This window comes from Methanoculleus chikugoensis (genome assembly GCF_019669965.1).
GTDB lineage: Archaea > Halobacteriota > Methanomicrobia > Methanomicrobiales > Methanoculleaceae > Methanoculleus > Methanoculleus chikugoensis.
Genome location: NZ_AP019781.1, coordinates 2,034,022 through 2,055,625 on the forward strand (window position 1 = coordinate 2,034,022; position 21,604 = coordinate 2,055,625).

Genomic DNA, 21,604 nt, shown 5'->3' on the forward strand with positions numbered 1-21,604 from the left:
ATCCATGCGGGGTGAAAGTGAATTGGGAAGGGGGCTCCGCTTTCATCCCCGGCCTGAAGACCGGGGACTTCCCGCTCCGCCCCCTTCACCCCCGAAAGTTAAATTCGATGAATTTTTCAAGGTACGTCAGAATTCGTGGTATGTGGATAAGGTTTCCGCATCCACCACAGAAAAGTCCCCCACCGATATTGTATTCACCGCAATGAGGACATTTTATCGGGTAATGAAAATACCTCTCGCGATCCATAAGGATCAACCATAATAGGGTCAATATCGATGTTGTGGTTATCTTCACTATCACAAGATTGGATACATCCGACAATACGCCATCGACCGGGAAGGATCTCTCCGCCCCCCGCTCACCACCATATTTATCGGTTCTCCCTCCCATCCCTTATTCATCAGGTGAAGCGGCTATGACCGATATTACCATCACCGTCCCCCAGGACATCGTCCAGGCGCTCCGGCTCCCTCCCGACGCCGTTGCCGCCGAACTGCAGCGGGAGCTTGCTGTGGCGCTCTACCAGCGGGGCATCCTCTCCTCCGGGAAGGCGGCGGCGCTGGCGGAGATGACCCGGTGGGAGTGGGAGGAACTGCTCGGGGCACGGAAGATTCCCCGGCACTATGCCGACGAGAACCTCGACCGGGACATCGCTTATGCCGCTCGCAGTTAGCAATTCTTCGCCGCTCATCCACCTCTCACTGATCGGTCGTATCAGCCTGCTCCAGCGTTTTTCAGAAGTAGTCATTCCTCCTGCGGTCTGGCAGGAGGTCGTGGAACAGGGCGGCGATCGTCCGGGTACAACCGAGATCCGGGAAGCCCGTGAGTCAGGATGGCTGCGCGTGGTTGAGCCCTCCAACAGGGCTCTGGTGCGCCTGCTAAAACAGGAACTCCACCCCGGCGAAGCAGAGAGCATCGTCCTTGCCATCGAGGTCAGGCCCGACGTGCTCCTCCTTGACGAGGCCGAGGCCCGACGTGCTCCTCCTTGACGAGGCCGAGGCCCGACGTGCTCCTCCTTGACGAGGCCGAGGCCCGCCGCGTAGCAGGGCTCTATGACCTTCCGGTCACCGGTATCATCGGCCTCTTAATCCAGGCAAAGCGTGAAGGGCTGGTCGCATCACTTGCAGAAGAGATGAACCGGTTGCGGGAGCAGGGGAACTTCCGGATCCATGATGCCCTCTACAGGCGTGTTCTTGAGATGGAGAAGGAAGAGTAAACCGGAGATCGAATACCTCACCGGCACGGACGAAGTTCGGATCGGAACACTCCTACCGCCACATCCCCACCCTCTTCGACGCGACCGACGCAGAACTCACCGCCCTCCTCGCCCTCGTCCGCGAGGCGAAAACCCTCCTCGACGAACAGTTCCGTCCCGACGGCTACAACGTCGGCGTCAACGTGGGCCCCGCCGCCGGCCAGGCGGTGATGCACCTCCACGTCATCCCCCGGTATGCCGGACAACCGAACCGACGGACGGGAGAACGCTCAGTCATCTCCTCGCCTCCCCCGGGGCAATCTTCATCATCTCCTCGCCCCCAGGTACGATCGGGAGGCGAGTAGAACCCGCATGACAGACCCGATCCGCCAGGGGGGGAAGAGCGTCTTCGTCGCCCGGCTCGAAGAAGTGCTCCCGCTACTCCGTGAACGGTTCGGCGTGGAGAAGATCGGCATCTTCGGATCGACCGCCCGGGGCGAAGACCGGCCGGAGAGCGATGTCGATGTGCTGGTCGAGTTCGCACCGGGGCAGGCGACGTTCCGGAACTTCATGGAACTCGCGTTCTACCTCGAGGACCTCTTTTGCCGCCGTGTGGACCTCGTCACCGAACAGGGGCTCAGCCGGCACCTTCGGCCGTATGTCGAACAGGAGGTCATCTGGTGTGAAGCGTGACACCCTCTACCTCCGGCATATCCATGGCGAGATCGCATTTCTCCGCGAGATCGGTAAAGGACTGACATATAACGGACCTGCTTGCGGATCCGATACGGCAGCGTGCTGTCGTCCGCTCAATCGAGATCATCGGAGAGGCGACCAAGAACATCTCTGGGCCCCTGAAAGAACAACACCCGGAGATCCCCTGGCGGTTGATTGCCGGTTCCCGGGACAAGCTCATCCATGCTTACTTCGAGGTCGACTGGAGGATCGTCTGGAACATCATCCAGAACGAGGTTCCTGCCCTGGAACAGGGAGTGCGGACCATTCTCACGGAACTCGATATCCCAGAAGAGGAAACGGAATAACCGTTCTATCGTCCGGGAACTGACCGCCGTGGCTCCGAGTCTCCTGCGGATAGAGGGTGGCCCCGGGTAAAACCTGGAACACCCCCTCACAAGCGCGAGGCGGATCGAGGGGAGAGGAAGTCATCCCCTCTTGCCGCTCATACCGTCTTCTCCAGCACCCACCCGACCAGCCCCGCATCCACGACCATCGCGGCGAGCCGCCGGGGAGAGACCAGCACCACCCCCGAGTCCGCGGGCACCTCGTACGCCGCCAGGGTGTCGTCGGGGGAGTGGACGACGTAGAAGAGTCTCCTGAACTCGTCCCGGTTGAACTGATCCGCATACTCACGAAACTCGGCAAGGGTCGACCGCGACTTCACCTGGACCTGGTAGGACTCGTTGTTGATCCGGTCCTCGAACTCGATGTCCGCAAACTTCATCGTCTTGCCGACGACGCTCCGCCGACGCCAGCCCGCCCCGGAAAAGACGAGATCGACGAGCACCTCGAAGTCCTTCCAGTGCAGATGCCGGACCAGGGCCTCGGCCCGGCAGACAAGCTCCTCCCGTGCTTCGACGACCGCGGCATACTCGGGCGTATCCTCGCCGTTGATCAGGCGTCTGAGGATGTCGAGCGGCCCGACCGTGCAGGATGTGGCCCGGAAGGCCTGCAGTTGCGCAATATTGCCGGGCAGCGTGTTCACGAGCAGCACCTTCCCCTGCAGGCTCCTATCGTGCCAGCCGCCGTCGGTCAGGCGGTATTTGGATACCCCGTCTTCGAGGATCGGGCCGTCCTCGAGCCGGCACCACCAGAGCTTCGAGTCGGAGAACGTGATCCAGACGTCGCCGTGGTTCGAGCCGTGGATCGTCCGGAGGGAGTTGAGATCGTGGGTAGCAGAACCGGGATTCTTCACCTTATGCCGGATCGCCCTCTCGATGAGCTCCCACCTCTCCCGGCGGAGATCCTCGAGGGCGACGTTGGTCCAGCCGATCCGCATCTTTCCTTCCTCGATGCTTGACCGCTCCCACTTCCCCTTCTCTCCCAGCTTGATGTAGTACGCATGATCGAACTCGATGCTCCCCATGGCTCGCTCACCGGAATACGAGACGCTACTGGACCCCGGTGCTTAAAAACATAGTGCAAGGTTTCTCGTGGGGCTATTTGCAGGAGGAAGAGGAGCGGGAGCCCAAATGCGTTCACAAGCGAGCCAGGCGAGAATTATGCAGCATTTGAAAGCCCCAGTAGAGTGAGATTATTCTATTCAAGAACTGGATAAGCCCTCTGTTTAAAATAGATGCATATATCTATTCACCCATCGCCATACCGCTCATATGGAAGACTCTCTCGAAGCGAAGATCAACTACCATTTCAAAAATACGGATCTCCTCCAACGTGCCCTGCTCCATCGTTCCCGTGCGAATGAAGAGAGGCAGAAGCAGAAAGTGTGCAAGGATCAGGATGCTCTCCGGACGCTGGGCGATGCAGTGCTGAAAACAATTTTGTGCGACCTCCTCATGCGTTCGGGATATGAGACAAAAGGCGAGATCATCATCATGAAAAGCACCATTGAAAGTCGCCCGTTTCTTGCCGAACTGGGGAGGGGGTTTGGCCTGCAGAACGAAATTCTTGTCGGGGAAGGGGCTAGAGTGCAGAAGCATAACGAAGAGCCCAACGTCATTGCCGAGACGCTTGAAGCGATCATCGGGGCGATGTACCTGGACGGCGGATACGAATCGGCAAAGAAGGCTGTCTCCGTCTGGTACGAACCTTATCGGGAAGAGATGTTGAAAGAGTAGATCGCCTCGTAGGATTCATAAAAGCAGACCGACATGCAGGCATGAAAGAGTATATCAGATCTTCTCCCTCGTCGCTTTAGTTAGTTCGGTGCAACTTCCCTGGTTTTTCAGTTTTAATCCTGCACCGTTCACGCGATAGGAGCCGCCAGGTTCTTGCCCAATGGTCAAGACCGGTTATCAGTATTTTCGGTAAACATTCTTCCAGTGCCCGATCTTGAGGACATAGATCACCAGCCGATTGTCCTCGACGGCTACAACGTCGGCGTGAATGTCGGGGAGGCCGCCGGTCAGACTGTGATGCACCTCCACGTCCACGTCATCCCCCGGTATGCCGGGGACGTGGCAGACCCCCGGGGCGGGGTGCGGGGGGCGGTCCCGAAGAAGAGGGTGTATTGAGAGGAGCTGAGCGGGGATACCAGGAGAAGTTTTACACATCAAAGGTAGATAGAGTGTTCAGTAGGTCCGGTCAAGAGGCTGCCCTACCCGGATTCAAGGGGGAGCGAGAGCAGCAAAGATGTTGAGGAGAAGCGCCTTCGGTCATCGTGGTCGTCCGGCCCTCCGGTATCATGGCATCACTATCTCCAATCATTCTCCAATAGTGACTACCAGATCTGTGGAATGAATACTGCCCATCCTATGGCATCACTATCTCCAATCATTCTCCAATAGTGACTCTAAAATATTAACCCACAGGCGCCCGGTGTGCCATTCCGGGCAGTATATTTGGAATCGATTCTCCAATCGATCCCCAATCTACCTCTAATTCAAATCTCCCCTTACCCGGCCGGGGGAGAAGTTCAAGGACTCCTGCCTTCCCTCTCCTGCCGGTCGTAGTCCTCCACCTGATCCATCATCCAGCGGGCGATGGCACGGAAGGTCGCGGGCGACATCCGTGCGTCAAAGACGATCCGGCGCTGTATGGACTCGACAATCATCTCGCCGTCCTCGCCGGCACCGATCTCGGGCAGATCGTAGTAGAACGCCACCTGGCCGAGCGTGGGGGTCAGGGTCCCGTAGACCCCGTCCACGGGGGCCACGCCGCACGCCGGCTCCCGTGATACCTCGATCGCCGGCCGCTTCTTGAGGGACATGCACCTATTCCTCCCCCGGTGCCGAAGCCGTGATCCTGCCCGTGGAGAACGGGCTCTCCTGGCAGTGCGTCCGTGTGGGTCCGGCGTCCTCCCGCGACGGCAGGAGCCCCCGGTAAAGGGCCGTGATCAGAGCCTTCCCAAGTGTGGTCGGCACGTAAAACGATGCTTCGGCGTCCCCGACATCGTTGAGGCTGCGGGCCTGCCTGGCGACGAGTCCCGCGTTTGTGAGCACTTTTAAGGCCCTCGATATCTCAGGGGGCTCCGCCTCGAAGAGTTCCCGGATCTGGTTGAACCGGAGCCCCTCGTCCCTCTCGAGGAGCGCAATGAAGATCGCCCATGCCTTCCGATTCCCCAGGGGGGCCGTGGCGTTGATGATCACCGAAGGGACATTGGATATCTGCCGCTCAAGGATCGTCTCGTTCATGGTTCACACCCGGACCGCATATAGTTCCACATCTGTTACCCCAATATATAATCCTACGTATTCAAGTAACAAATTTGATACTATTATCCGTTATCCGTGAGAACCACGATACTCCTCTGATGGATCTCCTCGCTGGACTCAACAGGGACCTCGATTATGCAGAGAGGCTCAAAGACGGGCTCACCGTCGGCCTGTTCGGTTCGTTCAAGAGATCACACCTCGAAGCGTTGAGACACCACCTCCGCGAGCGCGAAGGGTTCAACGCCCGGATCTCATACGACCTTACGGCATCTCACCCAAAAGAGCCCGGCGAGGACGATCGCGTCTATGACTTCCGGCTGGCAGAAGCCCTTATCGAAGAGAGCCGGGTATACATCGTCCATTTCTTCCGGGAAGAGGAGGGCGAATACGGCATCAACGATTCAGCCACCCCTGGAGATCGGGATCCTCTACGGCCTGAGCGCCGCCTCTCCGCAGGTGAGCCGCTACACCCTCATCCTCTGCGAAGAAGGCTACGATGCCAGGAACATCGGCGGCATGCGACGCGGCATACGGCCCTACACCGAGAGGGAGTGGCGATGGCACGATTTTGAGGACCATGACGAGGCAGTCCTCTCCGCGACCCAATTCTGCTACGACTGCCTGCTGGACTCCTCACGCTCGTTCTGACCGGTATCAGGTCGAGACACCCCGGACAACCTCATCGGATACGCTCGCCTACCCGTGAATCAGTCGATTCCTGAACGCAATGATCAGAGGTGCATCGGAGATTCTCTCACCGAGGTCCGGCTCCCGCCGGAGGAGCTGGTTCAATGCTTCGCCGATGATCTCGAACTGCCGCTCGACAGCAGACCTCAGCATGGAATGGTACGATACTCCTCAAAGGATCTTCCGGCGGTGAACTGCGCGATATAGTCGGCGGCCCCGGCAATATCGTTAGAGATACTTCTGTGCTTCACGCGACGGCATAGACATATTTGCAGGTTCCTTCCACGGACTCACGGAAGATCGGGTTTCTGATCGCCGATCGCTCGACGAGATCGATCTCGCGGCAAAAAAGCCGGGCCAGATCTTCTGCGAGACCAAAATAAGCCTCTGCATGCTCCGCTGGAGTCATCGGTTCGAACTCGACGACAAAATCGATGTCGCTTGCTGCAGGGTCGAACCGGTCGCCCGTCGCCAAGCCGAAGACCCCGAGCCTCCTTACACGGCGGCGTCGAGCGACACGAGCAATATCGGAGATCTTCTCACAGATGAGAGGGTGCATCGGACAACTCTATGATGGTTTACCATATCGGGAGCATTATCTCTTTCGGATCGACGGATGCCGGCATCTGCAGGTGTGAACCCGAACCGCGGCACCGGCCGGGGACGCGAGAGACTCCCGGAGCGGGGCCGGGCCGGAGGAAACCCCGGATCAGACCAGGATCTCCTCGAGCGGCAACCGGATCTTCGGCCCCGGGCTGTCCGCGGCATAGCCGACCGGGCAGAGGATGACCGGCACGAGCGGGGCGGGGATCGCCAGGAGCCGGCTGAACGCCGCGGGGTCGAACCCGGTCATCGGGCACGAATCGAACCCGAGCGACTTCGCCCCGTGCAGGGCGTTGGACAGGGCGAGATAGGTCTGGGCCTCCGACCAGGCGAGCCGCTCCTCGGGCGTCATCGGCCCGGCAAACCGGGCGGCCATCTCCACGATGGCGCTACGCGTCTCTTCGGGGACGCCGTTCGTCTTCAGCAGGGCATCGAGCCGCCGGATCAGCCCGTCATAATCAGGGTCTGCGCAGAAGACCAGAAGGTGCGAGCAGGTCGTGATCTGATCCTGGTCGAAGGCCGCCGGCTTCAAGGCCTCTTTCCGGCCCGGGTCCGAGACCACCTTGATCCGCCAGGGCTGGAGGTTGAGCGCCGAGGGGGCCAGGCGGACCAGTTCCAGGAGTTCCCTGATGGCCGCATCGGGGATCGGTCTGCCGTCAAACCGCTTCGTCGCGTAGCGCTGCTGCACGCAGTCTTTGAAGTCCATACCTGCTCATCATCCCGGACAGCGGATTTATACCCTGCTGCCGGACCCCGCCGGTCCGGTGAAAGACCGGCACCCGGGGAACCCGGAGAGGCGGGTCCCGTCAGCCCCGGTTGTTCCGCGAGAAGAACTCCTTCACGCCCCCCGCAACGGTGAAGGCCACCCCCTGGAACCAGACCGTAACGAACTCCAGGGCGACGGATGCAAGCGTCTCATCCGGAAACGCATGGTCGCGGACGTTCCGGAGCGAGAAGCAGGCGAGCAGCATCCAGACGGTCGCGCCGAGGCCCTGGCCGAAGGCCGAGAGCCAGAGGCCGAGGGTCGTAAAGACCAGGGCCAGCAGGTAGCCAAGCAGGCTCGTCGCGAGCGCCGTGAAGACGTTCAGCACGGCGCCGCGTGTCATCACATCGCGGAGCTGCGGAAGGAGCATGACCGCAAAGAGTACCGTGATGCCGGTGATAGCAAAGTCCTGCCAGGTCGTTTCGATCACGCCGTCCCGTGCGCACGCGGCGCAGCATACAGGTATCGCCGTGCGAGGATATCAGACCGGCAGATCCGGCCCGGAGGTACGCCCGCCCCGACCCGTGCATACCCCGAGAACCGCGGGGAGACAGCCCCGGCGACGGCAGCGCGATTGCGCCGATCCGGCGACCGGGTTCGGGAGCGGGACGCCGAACCGTATGCCGCCGCCCCCGCGCGGAACCCCCGAACGTACCCCGTCCGGGGCCGCAACCTGCCGGCGACCGGAGCCCCGGGAGCGACGAGATCGCTCCATACCGTCTCGCACCGCCCGGGGAGAGGTCTTCACGCGGCATTACGCCATAACGGAAGCAGGGGGCGGGTCGTTTTGTACCGGCAGATCGGGTCTGGGGGCCGGGGCGCCTCTCCCGGGAGGATCCGCAACAGATAAGAACCATCCCATGGCTAACGATATTCATTATGGCTGTGACCACCATGAAACCCGTCCGCATCCGCACCGAGCGCCTGGACCTGATCCCGGCGACGCTCGAGTTCCTCGAGAGCGACCGTAACGACCGCCGGGAACTTGCCCGTCTCCTCGATGCCGAGATCCCGGGGTCGTGGCCGCCGCCGCTCCTCGACGACGAGACGCTCGGGGCGTTCATCCAGATGATGGCCGAAGGCGGCGACCCGCTCTTCGCCGCCTGGTACTGGGTGCTCGACGACCCGGCAGCGGAAGGACGGGTCCTCATCGGCGCCGTAGGGACCGCCACGCCCCCAACGCTTGAGGAGACGGAGGACCGGGTGCTCATCGGCTACTCGGTGCTCGACGAGTTCCAGGGCCGGGGGTATGCGACCGAGGCGATCCGCCACCTCACCGCGGCAATCTTCTCCCTCCCGGGCATCCGGCGGATCGAGGCGGCGCTCTACCCCGACCTCGCCGCGTCCATCAAGGTGCTGGAGAAGAACGGGTTCGTCCGTGCCGGCGAGGGGTTCGAGGAGGGCACGGTCGCCTACGTGCTGGAGAACCCCGGCGCATCGGTCTGACGGACACCCCCTCTCTTTTGACCCCCCGGGGAGCGACCCCGGCCCTCCGATATTCCCGCACAGGAACCTATATGAAGTGCTTGCACCCTGTGAGCCTGCCGATATCGACAAAGAGTGAGGCAGGATGTGGGAATCATGGCATGGAGAAGACCGTCGCGCGAGATATGGAGCGAATTCGACCAGATGGTAGGGGATATGCAGAGGCAGTTCTCCGAGGTGATGGAGCGGCTCTCGGGAGCCGCACAGCAGGTGCCCATGCTCGGGGGAACCGGAACGGTGGTCGACGTCGTCGAGCACGAGGACGACGTCGTGGTCGTTGCCGACCTCCCCGGCGTCGACAGGGAGGGGATATCCGTCCGGCTCCTTGATGCGAGGACGCTCAGGATCGCCGCCCGGAGGGAGGAGGCGAAGGAGGAGAGAGAGGCCGGGTACCACGTGCGGGAACGGAGGTTCGGCGCGATCTCCCGGACGGTCTCCCTCCCCACCGACGTCCGCGACGAAGAGGCGAACGCCACGTTCAAGAACGGTGTCCTCGAGGTGCGGCTGAAGAAGGTGGCCGGGACCCGCGGGAAAGAGATCGCCCTGACCGAAGGGGGCGCGGAGCAGCACAGAGAGCAGGTGGAGGCAGAATACCGGGAGGCGCGGGAGAAGATGGAGCCGTCCGGGTACCCGCGCTCCCGCGACGTGCTGAAAGCGGCGGAGGGGATCGAACTCGAGGAGCGGGGGAGTCCCGAGGAGCAGGAGACGGCCGCGAGGCTCCGCGAGCAGAAAGAGAGGCTCTACGAGGAGGGGAAGAGGAAACTTTCGGGGTAACCCCGTCATCCCGCGAGATCCCGGAGGACCGCGAACCCCGACTCGATCGTATCCAGGTACCGCCGGTTGCGCCCGCCCGGATAGGGCAGGCAGAGGAGCCGGCTCTCCGCGAAGATCGCCTCCCGGGAGAGCCCGGTGATCGTTCCCGCGCCACAGAGAGCGCTCGCGTAGGGCTCGATACACCGGAGGCCGGCAAGCGCCGTATTCCCGAGGGCGACGACGTACTCCGGGGCGAGGGCGGCAATCTCGGGCGCGAGGGTCGTTCGGGCGCTCATCCGGACGAGATCGGCCGGGATGGCGGGCTTACGGTTCTTCCGAAAGACACACCGTACCGTATCGGTGAGGAAGAGACCCTTCGCCGCGAAGAGGTCGAGGTTCTCCCGGCGCGACCCGCCGTCGAGTTCGAGCAGACGAAAGATGTTCTCCGCGAGCCCGCGGGAGAGCGGCGCGGCGCCGGGACGGTGCGGCGCGTCGTAACGATCGTTCCAGAAGTAGGGGTAGGCAGGGCTCCGGCAGTCGGCCGGTTCCGCGATCTCGCGCCGCCCGGCGGCCCAGGGCGGGGATTCGGCGACAAAGAGCACCTTCACGCGGCCGGGCCTCCGGGATGCGGCATCGCAGGCGTCGTGGGGCAGGAGCCCGGGCAGGAGGATGCCGCAGAGATCGGGGCGTTCGTCCGCGTAGCGGCGGTAGGCATCGCGCATCGCCGCCGGAGAGTGTCGGGGATCCATCACTGCAGGTTCGCCGCGAAGGCAGATATCTGTGCGGGCGGATCCCGGGTGTGAGATGCGACATATAAAGAGGGTTCAGCACCAAGAGGTGGAAGAATGGAGCAGAATATTACCTTCCAGGAACTCAATATCTCGCCAAAGACACTCCGCGCAATAGAAGATATGGGTTTTGAGGAGCCCACGCCAATCCAGGTCAGCACCATCCCGGCGATACTCGACGGGCGCGACGTTACCGGCCAGGCGCAGACCGGAACCGGGAAGACAGCCGCGTTCGGCGTCCCGGCAATCGAGCGCGTCGACCCCGACAGCCGGGAGACGCAGGTGCTCGTCCTCTCCCCCACCCGGGAACTCGCCATCCAGACCGCCGAAGAGTTTGCCCGCCTCGCGAAACACCACCGGGGCATCAACATCCTCCCGATCTACGGCGGCCAGCCGATTGACCGGCAGTTCCGGGCGCTGCAACGCGGCGCCCAGGTCGTCGTCGGGACACCCGGCCGGGTGCTCGACCACCTCGACCGCGGGACGCTCTCGTTTGGCGGGGTGAAGATCGTCGTCCTCGACGAGGCCGACCAGATGCTGGACATGGGTTTTCGGGAAGACATCGAGAAGATCCTCGACGAGACCCCGCGTGACCGCCAGACGGTCCTCTTCTCGGCCACCCTCCCGAGACCCATCCTGGAGATCTCGAAGAAGTTTCAGAAGAACCCCGAGTTCATCTCGGTCGCGCGCAAGGAAGTGACCGTCCCGCAGATCGAGCAGCTCTACCTCGAGGTGCGGAGCCGCGACAGGCTCGAGGTCCTCACCCGGCTGCTCGACATGTACGACCCCGACCTGACATTGATCTTCTCGAACACCAAAAGGGGCGTCGACGACCTGACCACGCACCTCCAGGCCCGCGGCTACTTCGCCGAGGGGCTTCACGGGGACATGAAGCAGGCCCTGCGCGACCGGGTGATGGCGAAGTTCCGTGGCGGGAACATCGACATCCTGGTGGCAACAGACGTCGCCGCACGGGGCATCGACGTCGAGGACGTCGACCTGGTCGTCAACTATGACGTCCCGCAGGATATCGAGTACTACATCCACCGCATCGGGAGGACGGCGCGGGCCGGGCGCACCGGCCGGGCCGTCACGTTCGTGGGCCCGAAGGAGTACTTCAAACTCCGGACGATCCAGAACTACACGAAGATCAAGATTGCCCGGATCCCGCTCCCGACCCAGGGGGACGTCGAGGAGAGCCGGACGCGCAAACTCATCGACCGGGTGCACCAGACCATCGACGAGGGCGACCTCGACAAATACGCGAACCTCGTCGAGCGGATCATCGCCGAGGACTACACCTCGCTCGAGGTAGCCGCCGCCCTCCTGAAACTGGAACTCGGCGGCGGAGCCGGCCAGGGCCAGCCGCAGGATATCGGACCGGCCCGGGGGCTGGCTCTTCTCAGGATCCCGGTCGGCAGGGAAGACCAGATCAGGCCGAAGGATATCGTCGGAGCGCTCGCGGGCGAGACCGGGATTCCCGGCAGCGCCCTCGGCGCGATCAACATCTACGACACCTACTCCACCGTCGACGTGCCCCTTGACGCCGCCGAACAGATCATCGAGGGGATGAAAGGAAAGACCATCGCACGGGCCAGGCTGACCCGGCCGATCGAGATCATCGAGACGCCCGGCGGACGGTAAGGGCAAGCGGGCCGGCTGCGGGCGAAGCCGGTCTCTGAACAATTCTTTTATCGGCCGGTGCAGCACGTTGAAACGCTCGAACCGCACCGGAAGGGCTGCAGAGCAGGACAGTCATCGACCCGGGACGCTTTTCCCGAAACCGGCGCATTGTCCGGTACGAACCGGCGGGATCGCCGCATACGAAGTCTGAGGTGCGGGGGGATTCTCCGGGGTAGCGGCACCCGTCCCGTCCGGGAGAAACGATTATATACACAGACGCGTATCCTACACCGTCGGGGGGTGGTGGCGTCAATAGGTACGGTACAATCTCTTGTCTTCCGAAGTCTCATCGCCATCGAAGATATCGAGAATTATCTGCCCTAAGACCCGAAAATAGCATATTGCAGAATGGTGTGCTGCAAACTCCTGCCCGGGTTCGACCGGCCGCCTCTGCCGCCTGCCCTTGCATTATGGGGCGCGACGGGGCAACCCGACCCGACGCGCCCTCCTCCGGAAGAACCGGATCCCCGGAATAAATCCACACGGATCTGCCGGCGGGTGCGGCCGTGAGACCGCTTTCACGGTCCCGCCCGCAGGTGTATCGGGGGTCGTATGTCTTTTTTTTGCTGTCAGGTGTTCTGAACGGCGAGCTCCGCGCTCAGCATGTCCAGGTAGTCGGAGAGGAGGCGGGTGATCAGGAAGTTCTGCCGGACGTGCTCCTTGCCGGCCCGGCCGAGCCGCTCCCCGAGCTCCGGGTTCTCCAGAACCTGCCGGATCCTCCAGGCAAACCCGTCGGTATCGGTCGGGTCGAGGAGGAACCCGGTCTCGCCGTCCTCGATCTGGAGCGGTATCCCCCCGACCCGGGACGCGATGACCGGCCTGCCCTTCCAGAGCCCTTCGGTGACGGTCAGGCCGAACCCTTCGCGGAGCGACTTCTGGAGGATGACGCACGAGGCCCGCTGCAGGGCGTTGACCAGCAGGTGGTCCTCGGCGGTGATCAGGATGACGTCGCCGGCCTCGATGAACTCCCGTGCCTTCTCCTCGACGCTGCGGTAGATCGCCCAGCCTTCGGGATCGTCGGGGGCCATGCTCCCGCAGAGCACCAGCCTGCAGTCGACGTGCTCGCGCACCCGGGAAAAGACGTCGACGACGCCTTCGGGGTCCTTCCACTTGTCGAACCGCGAGATCTGCGTGACCAGCGGCTTGTCCGTCGGGACGTTGTACTTCTCAAGAAGGCCTGCGATCTCCGCGTCGGTGAGGTCGCGGTTCTTCTCCGAGAGGGGGTCGATCGCCGGGCGGCAGATCCACTGCTCCATCGGCATCCCGCGGCGCCGGTACTGCTCGTGCGAGATGACCATCCGGTCGTAGTCCAGAACGAAGTTCTTAAGGAACTCCCAGAGGGCGGGATCCGGGTTCGAGAGATCGACGTGGCATCGCCAGACCCAGGGCTGGGTCTTTTCGTAGAACCGGATCAGGGGCAGGGGCTGCGGATCGTGGATGACCACAAGGTCGTGGTCGATCTCCATCTGCCCGGAGAAGCACTCGTTCGTCTTGAGGTAGAGCCCTTTCTCATCGTCCGAGAACGATATCGCCTGTCCCTGGAGCGCGTTGTGGAAGTTCTTCGTGATGGTGAAGAAATCCCCCTCGCCGGTCAGGATGTTCCACTGCGTCCTGATCCCGACGTCGTTCATGAGCGGAACGAGCGAGAGGATCATCTCCGCCACGCCGCCGCTCTGGTAGGTCGAGTTCACGTGAAGGATCCGTTTCCCCCGGAGGGCCGCCGCCTTGCGGTAGATCCCGGAGACGACGTCGTCGCCGACGATGGGCCGGTGGTCCTCGAGCGTCCGGCCGTTATCACAGATGCAGGTTATTCCGTCCATATAAGCCATGCAGATCTCCCCCTCAGAAATAGTCTAGAGACTTACTGCACACACCATTTATGCCCACAGATTAATAAAGTTATGTTTATAAAAATAACCTGTTGAAAGCCGAATGTTGTTCACGACGTTGATTCTGTCGATATTATGTTGATTTCGGCGACGTAACGAAGCGATGACCATGACAAAAAAGATTAATATGGTGAAGAAAATCGGAGCCCCGGGACGGTGCGGATCCGGAGAGCGCAACGATCGAGTGGAGCGGCGCGCCACAAAAAAGGAAGAAGAAATACCCATATAGAGAGGATTCCCAACACTGTACGGTGCGATGTACCGAAATCACGCCAAAGATGGGATTGATCGCCCGCCCCTGTTCACCACCTCCGACGGCGTAGCCTTCAGGAGGATGCCGCATGGAGCCGACGCCGTCTACGTCGTCGGCGAGTACCGTTTCGACGACATCCGGCCCGACGATATCGTCATGGACCTCGGCGCCAACGTGGGCGCTTTCTGCATCCGGGCCGCCCGCCGCTCAAGGCACGTGCTGGCCGTCGAACCCATCCTCACGGAGGCGCTCCGGGAGAACGTCGCGAGAAACGGCGGCGGTGTCGACGTGGTGGACGGGGCGCTCGGCACGGGGGAGAGCGCTCGGATCGCCTGGGGCGAGAAGACCCTCGCCGTGACGACCCGCACCCTCGGCGAGTTCGCCGCCATGGCCGGAGGATGCGACTTCTTAAAGTGCGACTGCGAGGGGGCGGAATGGTTCATCAGGCCACAGGACCTCGATGGGGTGCGCCGGATCGAGATGGAACTCCATATGCCGCCGATCGGAGGGCCGGTGAACAGGAGGCTCCTCGACTACATCGGGGAGCATTACGATTTTGAGATAGAGCGGACGCCCGGCTACGACGTGAAGGGCGTGATGGGGGTTCTCCACGCTGTCCGGAAGAACGGCCGGTGAAGATCCGCCGGCCTTCGCGGGTCGGGACGGTTCAGGGAATCCCGGCCGGGATAAAAAAGCCGGTAAATTCCCCGAGATCCGGCTGATTGCGGCTCACCGGCATGCATAAATAGGGACCGGCACCACCGCACCCGGTGGTGATGCAGTATGGCGCAGGCAAAAGAAGGCGACACCGTACAGGTGCACTACACCGGAAAACTGGAAGACGGGACGGTCTTCGACACATCAGAAGAGCGAACGCCCCTTGAGTTCACCATCGGCAGCGGCCAGATCATCCCCGGGTTCGAGCGCGCCGTGGTCGGCATGGAGCCGGGAGAGACGAAGACGGCGACGATCCCGCCCGAAGAGGCATACGGCCTCCACCGTGAGGAGATGACCATTACGGTGGACCGGGGACAATTCCCCGAGGATATCAACCCCGAACCCGGCCAGCAGCTCCAGGTTCAGCAGCCGGACGGCAGGGCGGCCATCGTCGTCGTCAGCGACGTCTCGGAATCGACCGTGACGCTGGACGCAAACCATCCCCTCGCCGGACAGCCCCTGACGTTCGATATCGAACTCGTGGATATCATCGCCGCCGGGCAGGAGCAGGTGGCCGGATAATCCTAAGAGCGGAGAATCCTTCTTAACTCCGGAAGCGGCCGGGTGTTCGCGATATCCCCGGCCGAGAGCCACCCCCGCCGGGCGGTCGCGACGCCGAGTTCCATACACCGGAGGTTCTCACGGCGATGGGCGTCCGAGGCGACCGAGAACCGGACGCCCACTCCAAGGGCCGCACGGGCGTTGACGTCGGAGAGGTCCAGCCTTCCGGGGAAGGCGTTGATCTCCATAAGAACCCCGAGCGTTGCCGCGGCATCGAAGACCGCGGCGAGATCGATCCGGTAGGGTTCGCGGGAGAGGAGGATCCGTCCCGTCGGGTGGCCGATGATATCGACGTGATCGTTCTGCATCGCCGTGAGCACCCGCTCGGTCATCTCGCTCTCGGACTGCTTGAACCCCGAGTGGACGCTCGCCACCACCACATCGAGGTCGGCGAGGAGGCTGTCCGGGAGGTCGAGCGTGCCGTCCATGCCGATGTTGCACTCGGTGCCGGAGAGAACGGTGAACTCGCCGTCGCTCTCCCGGTTGATCCGTTCGATCTCCCGCACCTGGTCGGCAAGGCGCCCGGGGGAGAGGCCGCGGGCGATACGGAGGCCCTCTGCATGGTCGCAGATGGCGATGTACTCGTAGCCGAGCGTCCGGGCCGCCTGTGCCATCTCCTCGATGGAATGAGCGCCCTCGCTCCAGCGGGTGTGGACGTGGAGGTCGCCCTTTATCGCGTCGTAGCCGACGAGGTCGGGCAGGGTTCCGGCCCGGGCGGCCTCAAGCTCGCCCCGGTCTTCCCGGAGTTCCGGCTCGATCCAGGCAAGACCGAGGGCGCGGTAGATCCCGGCCTCGTCCTCTCCCGCGACAGCCCGGCCGGTCGCCGGATCGACGAGCCCGTACTCGTTCAACCGCCAGTTCCTCGCGATCGCGAGTTTGCGCATGGCGATGTTGTGCTCCTTCGAGCCCGTGAAGTACTGGAGGGCGGCCCCGAAATGCCCGTCCTCCACGACCCGCAGATCGACCTGGATGCCGGTCGAGAGCGCCACCGAGGTCTTCGTCGTCCCCCGGACGAGGACGCGCTCGACCCCGGGGAGGGTGGCGAAGGCCTCCATCACCTCATCGGGCCAATAAGAGGTCGCGAGGATGTCGACGTCCCCGATCGTCTCTTTCCTCCGGCGGATCGACCCGGCGAGGCTCACCTGGCGGACAGACGCGAGCGAGGCAAGCCGCCGCTCGATCTCCCGGGCGACGGGAAGGATCTCCCCGAGAAGACGGCGCTCCTGTGCCGTCCGGCTCACGCGGATGCTCGCGAGGATGTTCGCTTCGGTCTTCTCCCCGAAACCGGGGAGATCGCGGATCCGGCCGGCCAGCCCCGCCGCCTCCAGGTCGTCGACCGTCCTGACGCCGAGTTCCCGGGAGAGGGCGATCGCCTTCTTCGGCCCGATCCCCTCGAGCCGGGTGAGGTGCTGCACGCCCTCGGGGATTTCTTCGCGGAGAGCGGAGAGGTATCCAAGACTACCGGTCTCGAGGATCTCGCGGATCTTTGCGGCGATGGCCCTGCCCACCCCGGGGATCTCGTCGAGATCGCCTTCCCGTGCGACGTCGGCGACACTCTCCGGCAGGGTCTCGATCGCCAGCGCCGCCCGCCGGTATGCCTGCGGTTTGAACCGGACGCCCTTGATCTCCAGGAGATCGGCGACTTCGTAGAGGATCGCCGCGACCTCGACATTTGGTACCCTTGAGTGGTTCTCCATGACGGTCACCGGAAGGCAAAGGGACTGCAGCCTGCGATTTCGGATCTATTCATCGCCTGCGCCTACTTGAAGGTTGTGATCTTACGACGGCCGAAGAAGCCGCGGCCGGTAACTCCATATGGTCGGAACGTCTCTCAATCTTCAGGAGGGATCACATGGGCGAGCGCAGGAAGGAATCGGTTGCCGAAGTCCTCGTCTCGCGAGTCATCGGGATCGTCGTCTTCCTGATCGTGCTCGGTATCCTGAACATCCTCGCGGGCGCCTACGTCCAGGCACCGATCTTCCTTCAGGTCGTCGAGTTCCTCAACGCCAACCTCGGGCTGCTCATCCTGATATCGGTCATCTTCCTCGTCGGCGACCTCTTCGGGGCGCTTCCGCTCCCCCTGAACCTCCCCGGGCCGATCTTCTGCGCATTCGGCGCCGTGCTCCTGGTCATCTTCATCGTCCGGCTCTTTCTGCTCGTCGGCGAGATCGCCGGCGTCGGATTCTTCTCCGTCCTTGAAGGGGCGCTTTCGCTCCCGGTCTACCTGCTCGTCTTCATCGTCGTGCTCATCGCGGGGTACATCGGGCTCTTCACGGATCGGGCATGAGCCGGGACTACTCGAACCCCTCCGCCTCCTCGAAGGTGCTCACCGCGTAGTCGCGCGGCGTCCCGGTCTTCGGGTCGATATGAACCAGCACGAAGAGTTCATGCTCGCCGTTCTCCCAGAGAGCAAGGGCGGGCCTGTCCTCCTTCGCATGAAACCCGAGCGCCCCGAGGAGTTCCCGGACCTCGTCGTAGGTGGGGTTCGCGGCGAATGTCTCCCTGATCCGGGCCTTCATGGCCTCCTGTGCATCCCGGTCGATGGGTACCTGTTCCGGCATACGCCGACCATACCACATACGCCCGGATAAACCTGACCCGGCAGGGGCGATCAAAGGTGAACCTGCCGCGGGTCTCGAAGGGAGAGAGCCGTTACCGGGCGTTGAAGCCGGCCGACTCCCCTTCGTCGTCTTCCAGGTCGTCGTAGGCGGCCACCCGGTAGCCCGCGTAGCCGCCCCCGAGGTTCATCTGCAGGAGGACGAAGATCCTGAGTTCGGGCTGCACCCATATCGCGACGTCGGCATCGTCCTGCTCCGGTATGAAGTTGCGCGAACGAAGCGCCTCCCGGACGTCGGTGTAATCGGGCGTCGACTGGATGATCTCCTCGATCTCCACCATCACGGCCTGCCGCTGCAGAGTCTCGATCTCGCCAAGCATGCCGCCCCCGAACGCTCCCCTCGTATAAAAGATGATCCGGGATACGGCGGCGCACCGGACGGCGTCAATCGAAGCGTGCCGGCACGATTCGCCGGTCATTGAGGTGCACAACCTTCATCAGAGACCTCGTTAAACCATACAACAACGGAGCCCCGCACGAGAGCCTATGACCGACGACGACTCAAGGACACTCATCCTCGATACAGACAACGACGACCTGCAGGAACTCTCCGAATACCTGGACGTGCTGAGCAGCAGCACGCGCTTAAAGATCTTGAAAGCCATCGAACGAAGCCCGAAAGACGTCCGGCAGATATCGGCCGCGATCGAGACGAGTTACGAGAACACGAAGAAACACCTCGACAAACTGATGAGCATCGGGGTCGTCCGCAAAGAGGCCGGGCTCTCGCGCCCGACCGCAAAGGGGGTCCACCCGGTCTGGAAATACTCGCTCGTGCCCGGAGGGCTCGAAGCGATCACGCGGAGCCTCGGGCTGTTTGCGAACCTGAAACTGACCCTCACGGACGCCGTGCTCGCGAAGAAACTCGCCGCCGTCCGGGAGACGTTCTCGGGGGAGTTCTCCGGGCAGCCCCCGGTCGTCATCCTCCTCGGGGGCGCGGAGGACGGCAGGGTCTTTGCGCTCGCCGAGGAGAGCATCGCCGTAGGCCGGGCGGACCCGGGAGCGCCCGAACGGGCCGGAGAGGCGATCGTCCTCGGCGAGGAGTACGCGGCGGTCACCCGCGTCTCGAAGCCGCATGCCCGGATCACCCGCCGCCGAGACGGGGTCCGGCTCATCGAGGACTGCGGCAGCACGGGCGGCACCTTCGTGAACGGCATGCCGCTCAAGCCGGGCGCGCGGCGGGAACTTCACGATGGGGACCTCATCGAACTCGCGAAAGGCGCACCGGGAGCAACCCTCGTCTTCGTCGCTCCCGGGGGGGTGCCGGTGCCGGATGCCGCCTGACCGGGCCGGGCGGGCGGCCGCCCTGCTCCTCGCCGCCGCGCTGCTCCTCGCAGCCTTCGTCCCAATCGTCTCGGGCGCCGGAGGCCCGCCCGAACACGCAAACGCCTCACCCCAGGGCATCGGGTCAGCCGGAAAGAACCCGAACGAGGATAAGAACGCCGGTCCCGACCAGAACAAGGGGAGAGTTACACCGGAAGAGACGCCCTCGCCTGACGCGACCGTAACGCCCGACAATACCCCGGCAGAAGTGACGGCAACCCCGGCCGAGACCGACCCGTCCCCCTGGCTCGGGGCCGCCCTGGCTCTCGCCCTCTTCGCCGGCGCCGTCGTTCTCGGCGCCCGGTACCTGAAGCAGCCGGACGGGGGGAAGGCGGAGTCCGCCGCGACCGTCCTCCCCGATGCATACCAAACAGTGCTCTCCCGCCCGGCAGGGCTCCCGCCCGAACTTGCGGAGCGCTACGACCGGGTCGCCCTCGTCGGGAGAGGGGGGCTCGGGCAGGTCTTCTCGGCGGTCAGGCGCGCTGACCGTCGAACCGTAGCGGTGAAGATCCCGGCCGCCTACGACGAGGCGACGGGGAAGACCTTCATGAAGGAGATGCGGTTCTGGGAAGACCTGGCTCACCCGAACATCGTGGCGGTTCACTCGGTCAACATCCTCCCGGTGCCGTTCGTCGAGATGGAGTACCTCCCCCGGACGCTGGAAGACCTTGAAAAACCCCTCCCGGCGGAGACCGCCGCCCGCATTGCCGCAGGCATCGCTGCGGGGATCGCCTACGCCCACGAAAAGGGCGTGATCCACCGGGACATCAAGCCGCGGAACATCCTGCTTGACGACGGTCTGACGCCGAAGATCGCCGACTGGGGAATGAGCACGACGCTCGTGGCGAGTCGGGACACCGGCATCGCCGGGTTCACCCTCGCCTACGCGGCCCCGGAGCAGATCGCCCCGGAGCGGTTCGGCAGGGCCGATGCACGGACGGACATCTACCAGCTCGGCGCCGTCTTCTACGAACTGGTGACGGGGAAGCCGCCCTTTGCCCGCGAGAGCCTTGCGGGGCTGGCCGAAGCGGTCATCCGCGAGCAGCCCGTCCCTCCATCGGAGATCGACCCGAACCTTGCAGGACTCGACCCGATCATCCTCCGGTGCCTCGCAAAAGATCCCGCCGACCGCTACCAATCCGCCGCCGAACTCCTCGCGGCGATCGAGGCATTGACGGGCGATGCAGGAGTGGAAAAACCGTGAAGAGCCTTCTTTCCCGGTATCTCGCCCGCGCCAGGGCGATGCAGTTCCACTACCTGCTCGCGTCGCTCGTCCTCCTGCTCGCCGTATACCCCTACGTGATCGCGGGGCCGAGCGGCCCGGTCGCCCTGAAGGTGCTCACGTCCTTCATCCTGATCACCGGCGTCTACGCCGTGAGCAACCGCCGAAGGCAGGTCGTGATCGCCGGACTCCTCGCGGTGCCCGCCTTCGGCCTCGGCTGGCTCCACGTCATCACGGGCGACCCCACCACCGGCGCCGTCGAGAGCGTCTTTACGCTCCTCTTCTACGCCTTCACCGCGCTTGTCGGCCTCTCGAGGGTGCTCGGGACACAACGGATCACCACCGACACCATCTACGGCGCGGTCTCCGTCTACCTCCTCATGGGCCTCACCTGGGCGACGGCCTACGATCTCGTCGAGAGCATCAACCCCGGATCGTTCTCGGCCGAGTCGGGAGGGGGTACGCTCGCCTTTCCTGCGTTCATCTACTTCAGTTTCGTCACCCTTGCGACGCTCGGCTACGGCGACATCACGCCGATCACCGACCAGGCCAGATCGCTCGCCCTGCTCGAGACCGTGAGCGGGACGCTCTACATCGCCGTCCTGATCGCCCGCCTGGTGGCGGCGGCCGGATGGCGGAACAGTGCCGGGGGCGAGTGAACTGCGCATCGATTCCGGAGAGGAATGGCGGATTTTTCGATCCGCCCATTTAA

The 21,604-nt window shown here is 63.3% G+C and carries 30 protein-coding genes and 1 pseudogene; 18 read left to right on the plus strand and 13 right to left on the minus strand.

Features of this window, described 5'->3' with window-relative positions:
- Nucleotides 1–85: 85 nt before the first annotated feature.
- Nucleotides 86–391, minus strand: a complete 306-nt coding sequence (locus tag MchiMG62_RS10195) for a hypothetical protein (protein ID WP_221056864.1) — start codon at nucleotides 389–391, stop codon at nucleotides 86–88.
- 25 nt (nucleotides 392–416) lie between these two features.
- On the opposite strand from MchiMG62_RS10195, the gene MchiMG62_RS10200 reads away from it, so the two are divergent.
- From MchiMG62_RS10200 to MchiMG62_RS13250, 6 genes are all read left to right on the plus strand, one after another.
- Nucleotides 417–674 (plus strand): UPF0175 family protein, encoded by a 258-nt coding sequence (locus MchiMG62_RS10200; RefSeq protein WP_221056865.1) that lies wholly within the window; start codon nucleotides 417–419, stop codon nucleotides 672–674.
- Nucleotides 625–990 (plus strand): PIN domain-containing protein, encoded by a 366-nt coding sequence (locus MchiMG62_RS10205; protein ID WP_221056866.1) that lies wholly within the window; start codon nucleotides 625–627, stop codon nucleotides 988–990. The genes MchiMG62_RS10200 and MchiMG62_RS10205 overlap by 50 nt, the downstream gene beginning before the upstream one ends.
- Nucleotides 987–1,217 carry a DUF3368 domain-containing protein gene (locus MchiMG62_RS10210; RefSeq protein WP_221056867.1) on the plus strand — a complete coding sequence of 77 codons (231 nt, stop codon included), beginning with the start codon at nucleotides 987–989 and terminating at the stop codon, nucleotides 1,215–1,217. The genes MchiMG62_RS10205 and MchiMG62_RS10210 overlap by 4 nt, the downstream gene beginning before the upstream one ends.
- A gap of 62 nt (nucleotides 1,218–1,279) precedes the next feature.
- Nucleotides 1,280–1,561 carry an HIT family protein gene (locus tag MchiMG62_RS10215; RefSeq protein ID WP_221058753.1) on the plus strand — a complete coding sequence of 94 codons (282 nt, stop codon included), beginning with the start codon at nucleotides 1,280–1,282 and terminating at the stop codon, nucleotides 1,559–1,561.
- 7 nt (nucleotides 1,562–1,568) lie between these two features.
- A complete protein-coding gene (locus tag MchiMG62_RS10220) occupies nucleotides 1,569–1,889 on the plus strand; it encodes a nucleotidyltransferase family protein (RefSeq protein ID WP_221056868.1) in 321 nt (106 codons plus the stop codon).
- Nucleotides 1,890–2,017: 128 nt separating this feature from the next.
- The gene (locus tag MchiMG62_RS13250; protein WP_244987843.1) at nucleotides 2,018–2,239 is read left to right on the plus strand and encodes a HepT-like ribonuclease domain-containing protein; all 222 of its coding nucleotides are present in this window, start codon (nucleotides 2,018–2,020) and stop codon (nucleotides 2,237–2,239) included.
- Nucleotides 2,240–2,376: 137 nt separating this feature from the next.
- Here the strand turns inward: MchiMG62_RS13250 and MchiMG62_RS10230 are convergent, their stop codons facing one another.
- Nucleotides 2,377–3,300 carry a hypothetical protein gene (locus tag MchiMG62_RS10230; RefSeq protein WP_221056869.1) on the minus strand — a complete coding sequence of 308 codons (924 nt, stop codon included), beginning with the start codon at nucleotides 3,298–3,300 and terminating at the stop codon, nucleotides 2,377–2,379.
- Between the two features lie 247 nt (nucleotides 3,301–3,547).
- Between MchiMG62_RS10230 and MchiMG62_RS10235 the strand changes: the two genes are divergently transcribed.
- Together MchiMG62_RS10235 and MchiMG62_RS13255 are read left to right on the plus strand one after the other, a co-directional pair.
- Nucleotides 3,548–4,012 carry a ribonuclease III domain-containing protein gene (locus MchiMG62_RS10235; protein ID WP_221056870.1) on the plus strand — a complete coding sequence of 155 codons (465 nt, stop codon included), beginning with the start codon at nucleotides 3,548–3,550 and terminating at the stop codon, nucleotides 4,010–4,012.
- A gap of 246 nt (nucleotides 4,013–4,258) precedes the next feature.
- Nucleotides 4,259–4,408 (plus strand): annotated as a pseudogene (locus MchiMG62_RS13255) (HIT family protein); the annotation flags it as partial.
- A 401-nt stretch (nucleotides 4,409–4,809) separates the two neighbouring features.
- On the opposite strand, the gene MchiMG62_RS10245 reads toward MchiMG62_RS13255, so the two are convergent.
- Both MchiMG62_RS10245 and MchiMG62_RS10250 read right to left on the minus strand, forming a co-directional pair.
- Entirely contained in the window at nucleotides 4,810–5,103 is a 294-nt protein-coding gene (locus MchiMG62_RS10245) for a hypothetical protein (protein WP_221056871.1), read from the minus strand.
- Nucleotides 5,104–5,107: 4 nt separating this feature from the next.
- On the minus strand, nucleotides 5,108–5,527 hold the full coding sequence (locus MchiMG62_RS10250) for a MarR family transcriptional regulator (RefSeq protein WP_221056872.1): 420 nt from the start codon (nucleotides 5,525–5,527) through the stop codon (nucleotides 5,108–5,110).
- A gap of 327 nt (nucleotides 5,528–5,854) precedes the next feature.
- Here MchiMG62_RS10250 and MchiMG62_RS10255 point away from each other — a divergent pair, with 327 nt between their 5' ends.
- The gene (locus MchiMG62_RS10255) at nucleotides 5,855–6,196 is read left to right on the plus strand and encodes a hypothetical protein (protein ID WP_221056873.1); all 342 of its coding nucleotides are present in this window, start codon (nucleotides 5,855–5,857) and stop codon (nucleotides 6,194–6,196) included.
- 48 nt (nucleotides 6,197–6,244) lie between these two features.
- Here MchiMG62_RS10255 and MchiMG62_RS10260 read toward each other — a convergent pair whose 3' ends face one another.
- From MchiMG62_RS10260 to MchiMG62_RS10275, 4 genes are all read right to left on the minus strand, one after another.
- Nucleotides 6,245–6,388 (minus strand): ribonuclease HepT family protein, encoded by a 144-nt coding sequence (locus MchiMG62_RS10260; RefSeq protein ID WP_221056874.1) that lies wholly within the window; start codon nucleotides 6,386–6,388, stop codon nucleotides 6,245–6,247.
- Nucleotides 6,389–6,482: 94 nt separating this feature from the next.
- A complete protein-coding gene (locus MchiMG62_RS10265; protein WP_054848071.1) occupies nucleotides 6,483–6,794 on the minus strand; it encodes a nucleotidyltransferase family protein in 312 nt (103 codons plus the stop codon).
- 150 nt (nucleotides 6,795–6,944) lie between these two features.
- On the minus strand, nucleotides 6,945–7,544 hold the full coding sequence (locus MchiMG62_RS10270) for an NAD(P)H-dependent oxidoreductase (protein ID WP_221056875.1): 600 nt from the start codon (nucleotides 7,542–7,544) through the stop codon (nucleotides 6,945–6,947).
- Between the two features lie 100 nt (nucleotides 7,545–7,644).
- Nucleotides 7,645–8,031 (minus strand): hypothetical protein, encoded by a 387-nt coding sequence (locus MchiMG62_RS10275; protein WP_221056876.1) that lies wholly within the window; start codon nucleotides 8,029–8,031, stop codon nucleotides 7,645–7,647.
- 449 nt (nucleotides 8,032–8,480) lie between these two features.
- Here MchiMG62_RS10275 and MchiMG62_RS10280 point away from each other — a divergent pair, with 449 nt between their 5' ends.
- Together MchiMG62_RS10280 and MchiMG62_RS10285 are read left to right on the plus strand one after the other, a co-directional pair.
- On the plus strand, nucleotides 8,481–9,047 hold the full coding sequence (locus tag MchiMG62_RS10280) for a GNAT family N-acetyltransferase (protein WP_221056877.1): 567 nt from the start codon (nucleotides 8,481–8,483) through the stop codon (nucleotides 9,045–9,047).
- A gap of 135 nt (nucleotides 9,048–9,182) precedes the next feature.
- A complete protein-coding gene (locus MchiMG62_RS10285) occupies nucleotides 9,183–9,860 on the plus strand; it encodes an Hsp20/alpha crystallin family protein (protein WP_221056878.1) in 678 nt (225 codons plus the stop codon).
- A 5-nt stretch (nucleotides 9,861–9,865) separates the two neighbouring features.
- Here the strand turns inward: MchiMG62_RS10285 and MchiMG62_RS10290 are convergent, their stop codons facing one another.
- Entirely contained in the window at nucleotides 9,866–10,588 is a 723-nt protein-coding gene (locus tag MchiMG62_RS10290; RefSeq protein ID WP_221056879.1) for a uracil-DNA glycosylase family protein, read from the minus strand.
- 96 nt (nucleotides 10,589–10,684) lie between these two features.
- Here MchiMG62_RS10290 and MchiMG62_RS10295 point away from each other — a divergent pair, with 96 nt between their 5' ends.
- Nucleotides 10,685–12,271 carry a DEAD/DEAH box helicase gene (locus tag MchiMG62_RS10295; protein WP_221056880.1) on the plus strand — a complete coding sequence of 529 codons (1,587 nt, stop codon included), beginning with the start codon at nucleotides 10,685–10,687 and terminating at the stop codon, nucleotides 12,269–12,271.
- Nucleotides 12,272–12,879: 608 nt separating this feature from the next.
- Here the strand turns inward: MchiMG62_RS10295 and MchiMG62_RS10300 are convergent.
- Entirely contained in the window at nucleotides 12,880–14,139 is a 1,260-nt protein-coding gene (locus MchiMG62_RS10300; protein WP_221056881.1) for a glycosyltransferase, read from the minus strand.
- 394 nt (nucleotides 14,140–14,533) lie between these two features.
- On the opposite strand from MchiMG62_RS10300, the gene MchiMG62_RS10305 reads away from it, so the two are divergent.
- Nucleotides 14,534–15,088, plus strand: a complete 555-nt coding sequence (locus MchiMG62_RS10305) for an FkbM family methyltransferase (protein WP_244987682.1) — start codon at nucleotides 14,534–14,536, stop codon at nucleotides 15,086–15,088.
- Between the two features lie 147 nt (nucleotides 15,089–15,235).
- The gene (locus MchiMG62_RS10310) at nucleotides 15,236–15,691 is read left to right on the plus strand and encodes an FKBP-type peptidyl-prolyl cis-trans isomerase (protein WP_221056883.1); all 456 of its coding nucleotides are present in this window, start codon (nucleotides 15,236–15,238) and stop codon (nucleotides 15,689–15,691) included.
- Between the two features lie 2 nt (nucleotides 15,692–15,693).
- Here MchiMG62_RS10310 and polX read toward each other — a convergent pair whose 3' ends face one another.
- Nucleotides 15,694–17,427: a DNA polymerase/3'-5' exonuclease PolX gene (gene polX / locus MchiMG62_RS10315; protein WP_221056884.1), complete on the minus strand. Its 1,734-nt coding sequence runs from the start codon at nucleotides 17,425–17,427 to the stop codon at nucleotides 15,694–15,696.
- Nucleotides 17,428–17,582: 155 nt separating this feature from the next.
- Here polX and MchiMG62_RS10320 point away from each other — a divergent pair, with 155 nt between their 5' ends.
- Nucleotides 17,583–18,017 (plus strand): hypothetical protein, encoded by a 435-nt coding sequence (locus MchiMG62_RS10320; protein WP_221056885.1) that lies wholly within the window; start codon nucleotides 17,583–17,585, stop codon nucleotides 18,015–18,017.
- Nucleotides 18,018–18,024: 7 nt separating this feature from the next.
- On the opposite strand, the gene MchiMG62_RS10325 is transcribed toward MchiMG62_RS10320, so the two are convergent.
- On the minus strand, nucleotides 18,025–18,291 hold the full coding sequence (locus tag MchiMG62_RS10325; protein ID WP_221056886.1) for a hypothetical protein: 267 nt from the start codon (nucleotides 18,289–18,291) through the stop codon (nucleotides 18,025–18,027).
- Between the two features lie 91 nt (nucleotides 18,292–18,382).
- Complete coding sequence (locus MchiMG62_RS10330) at nucleotides 18,383–18,766, minus strand: hypothetical protein (RefSeq protein ID WP_244987683.1); 384 nt, start codon at nucleotides 18,764–18,766, stop codon at nucleotides 18,383–18,385.
- Nucleotides 18,767–18,833: 67 nt separating this feature from the next.
- Between MchiMG62_RS10330 and MchiMG62_RS10335 the strand changes: the two genes are divergently transcribed.
- The 3 genes from MchiMG62_RS10335 to MchiMG62_RS10345 are packed head-to-tail and all read left to right on the plus strand — an operon-like array spanning nucleotide 18,834 to nucleotide 21,551.
- Nucleotides 18,834–19,631 carry an FHA domain-containing protein gene (locus MchiMG62_RS10335; RefSeq protein WP_221056887.1) on the plus strand — a complete coding sequence of 266 codons (798 nt, stop codon included), beginning with the start codon at nucleotides 18,834–18,836 and terminating at the stop codon, nucleotides 19,629–19,631.
- The gene (locus tag MchiMG62_RS10340; protein WP_221056888.1) at nucleotides 19,621–20,874 is read left to right on the plus strand and encodes a serine/threonine-protein kinase; all 1,254 of its coding nucleotides are present in this window, start codon (nucleotides 19,621–19,623) and stop codon (nucleotides 20,872–20,874) included. The genes MchiMG62_RS10335 and MchiMG62_RS10340 overlap by 11 nt, the downstream gene beginning before the upstream one ends.
- Complete coding sequence (locus MchiMG62_RS10345; RefSeq protein WP_244987684.1) at nucleotides 20,871–21,551, plus strand: potassium channel family protein; 681 nt, start codon at nucleotides 20,871–20,873, stop codon at nucleotides 21,549–21,551. Before MchiMG62_RS10340 ends, MchiMG62_RS10345 begins: the two co-directional genes overlap by 4 nt.
- Nucleotides 21,552–21,604 lie beyond the last annotated feature (53 nt).

Coding starts and splice junctions, on each gene's coding strand:
- MchiMG62_RS10290 (WP_221056879.1), bottom strand. CDS start 10,588: ATGGATCCCCGACACTCTCCGGCGGCGATGCGCGATGCCTACCGCCGC.
- MchiMG62_RS10200 (WP_221056865.1), top strand. CDS start 417: ATGACCGATATTACCATCACCGTCCCCCAGGACATCGTCCAGGCGCTC.
- MchiMG62_RS10265 (WP_054848071.1), bottom strand. CDS start 6,794: ATGCACCCTCTCATCTGTGAGAAGATCTCCGATATTGCTCGTGTCGCT.
- MchiMG62_RS10255 (WP_221056873.1), top strand. CDS start 5,855: ATGACTTCCGGCTGGCAGAAGCCCTTATCGAAGAGAGCCGGGTATACA.
- MchiMG62_RS10230 (WP_221056869.1), bottom strand. CDS start 3,300: ATGGGGAGCATCGAGTTCGATCATGCGTACTACATCAAGCTGGGAGAG.
- MchiMG62_RS10260 (WP_221056874.1), bottom strand. CDS start 6,388: ATGCTGAGGTCTGCTGTCGAGCGGCAGTTCGAGATCATCGGCGAAGCA.
- MchiMG62_RS10340 (WP_221056888.1), top strand. CDS start 19,621: ATGCCGCCTGACCGGGCCGGGCGGGCGGCCGCCCTGCTCCTCGCCGCC.
- MchiMG62_RS10245 (WP_221056871.1), bottom strand. CDS start 5,103: ATGTCCCTCAAGAAGCGGCCGGCGATCGAGGTATCACGGGAGCCGGCG.
- MchiMG62_RS10310 (WP_221056883.1), top strand. CDS start 15,236: ATGGCGCAGGCAAAAGAAGGCGACACCGTACAGGTGCACTACACCGGA.
- MchiMG62_RS10285 (WP_221056878.1), top strand. CDS start 9,183: ATGGCATGGAGAAGACCGTCGCGCGAGATATGGAGCGAATTCGACCAG.
- MchiMG62_RS10335 (WP_221056887.1), top strand. CDS start 18,834: ATGACCGACGACGACTCAAGGACACTCATCCTCGATACAGACAACGAC.
- MchiMG62_RS10330 (WP_244987683.1), bottom strand. CDS start 18,766: ATGACCGGCGAATCGTGCCGGCACGCTTCGATTGACGCCGTCCGGTGC.
- MchiMG62_RS10295 (WP_221056880.1), top strand. CDS start 10,685: ATGGAGCAGAATATTACCTTCCAGGAACTCAATATCTCGCCAAAGACA.
- MchiMG62_RS10300 (WP_221056881.1), bottom strand. CDS start 14,139: ATGGCTTATATGGACGGAATAACCTGCATCTGTGATAACGGCCGGACG.
- MchiMG62_RS10235 (WP_221056870.1), top strand. CDS start 3,548: ATGGAAGACTCTCTCGAAGCGAAGATCAACTACCATTTCAAAAATACG.
- MchiMG62_RS10250 (WP_221056872.1), bottom strand. CDS start 5,527: ATGAACGAGACGATCCTTGAGCGGCAGATATCCAATGTCCCTTCGGTG.
- MchiMG62_RS10320 (WP_221056885.1), top strand. CDS start 17,583: ATGGGCGAGCGCAGGAAGGAATCGGTTGCCGAAGTCCTCGTCTCGCGA.
- MchiMG62_RS10305 (WP_244987682.1), top strand. CDS start 14,534: ATGCCGCATGGAGCCGACGCCGTCTACGTCGTCGGCGAGTACCGTTTC.
- MchiMG62_RS10195 (WP_221056864.1), bottom strand. CDS start 391: ATGGGAGGGAGAACCGATAAATATGGTGGTGAGCGGGGGGCGGAGAGA.
- MchiMG62_RS10270 (WP_221056875.1), bottom strand. CDS start 7,544: ATGGACTTCAAAGACTGCGTGCAGCAGCGCTACGCGACGAAGCGGTTT.
- MchiMG62_RS10220 (WP_221056868.1), top strand. CDS start 1,569: ATGACAGACCCGATCCGCCAGGGGGGGAAGAGCGTCTTCGTCGCCCGG.
- polX (WP_221056884.1), bottom strand. CDS start 17,427: ATGGAGAACCACTCAAGGGTACCAAATGTCGAGGTCGCGGCGATCCTC.
- MchiMG62_RS10280 (WP_221056877.1), top strand. CDS start 8,481: ATGGCTGTGACCACCATGAAACCCGTCCGCATCCGCACCGAGCGCCTG.
- MchiMG62_RS10325 (WP_221056886.1), bottom strand. CDS start 18,291: ATGCCGGAACAGGTACCCATCGACCGGGATGCACAGGAGGCCATGAAG.
- MchiMG62_RS10205 (WP_221056866.1), top strand. CDS start 625: ATGCCGACGAGAACCTCGACCGGGACATCGCTTATGCCGCTCGCAGTT.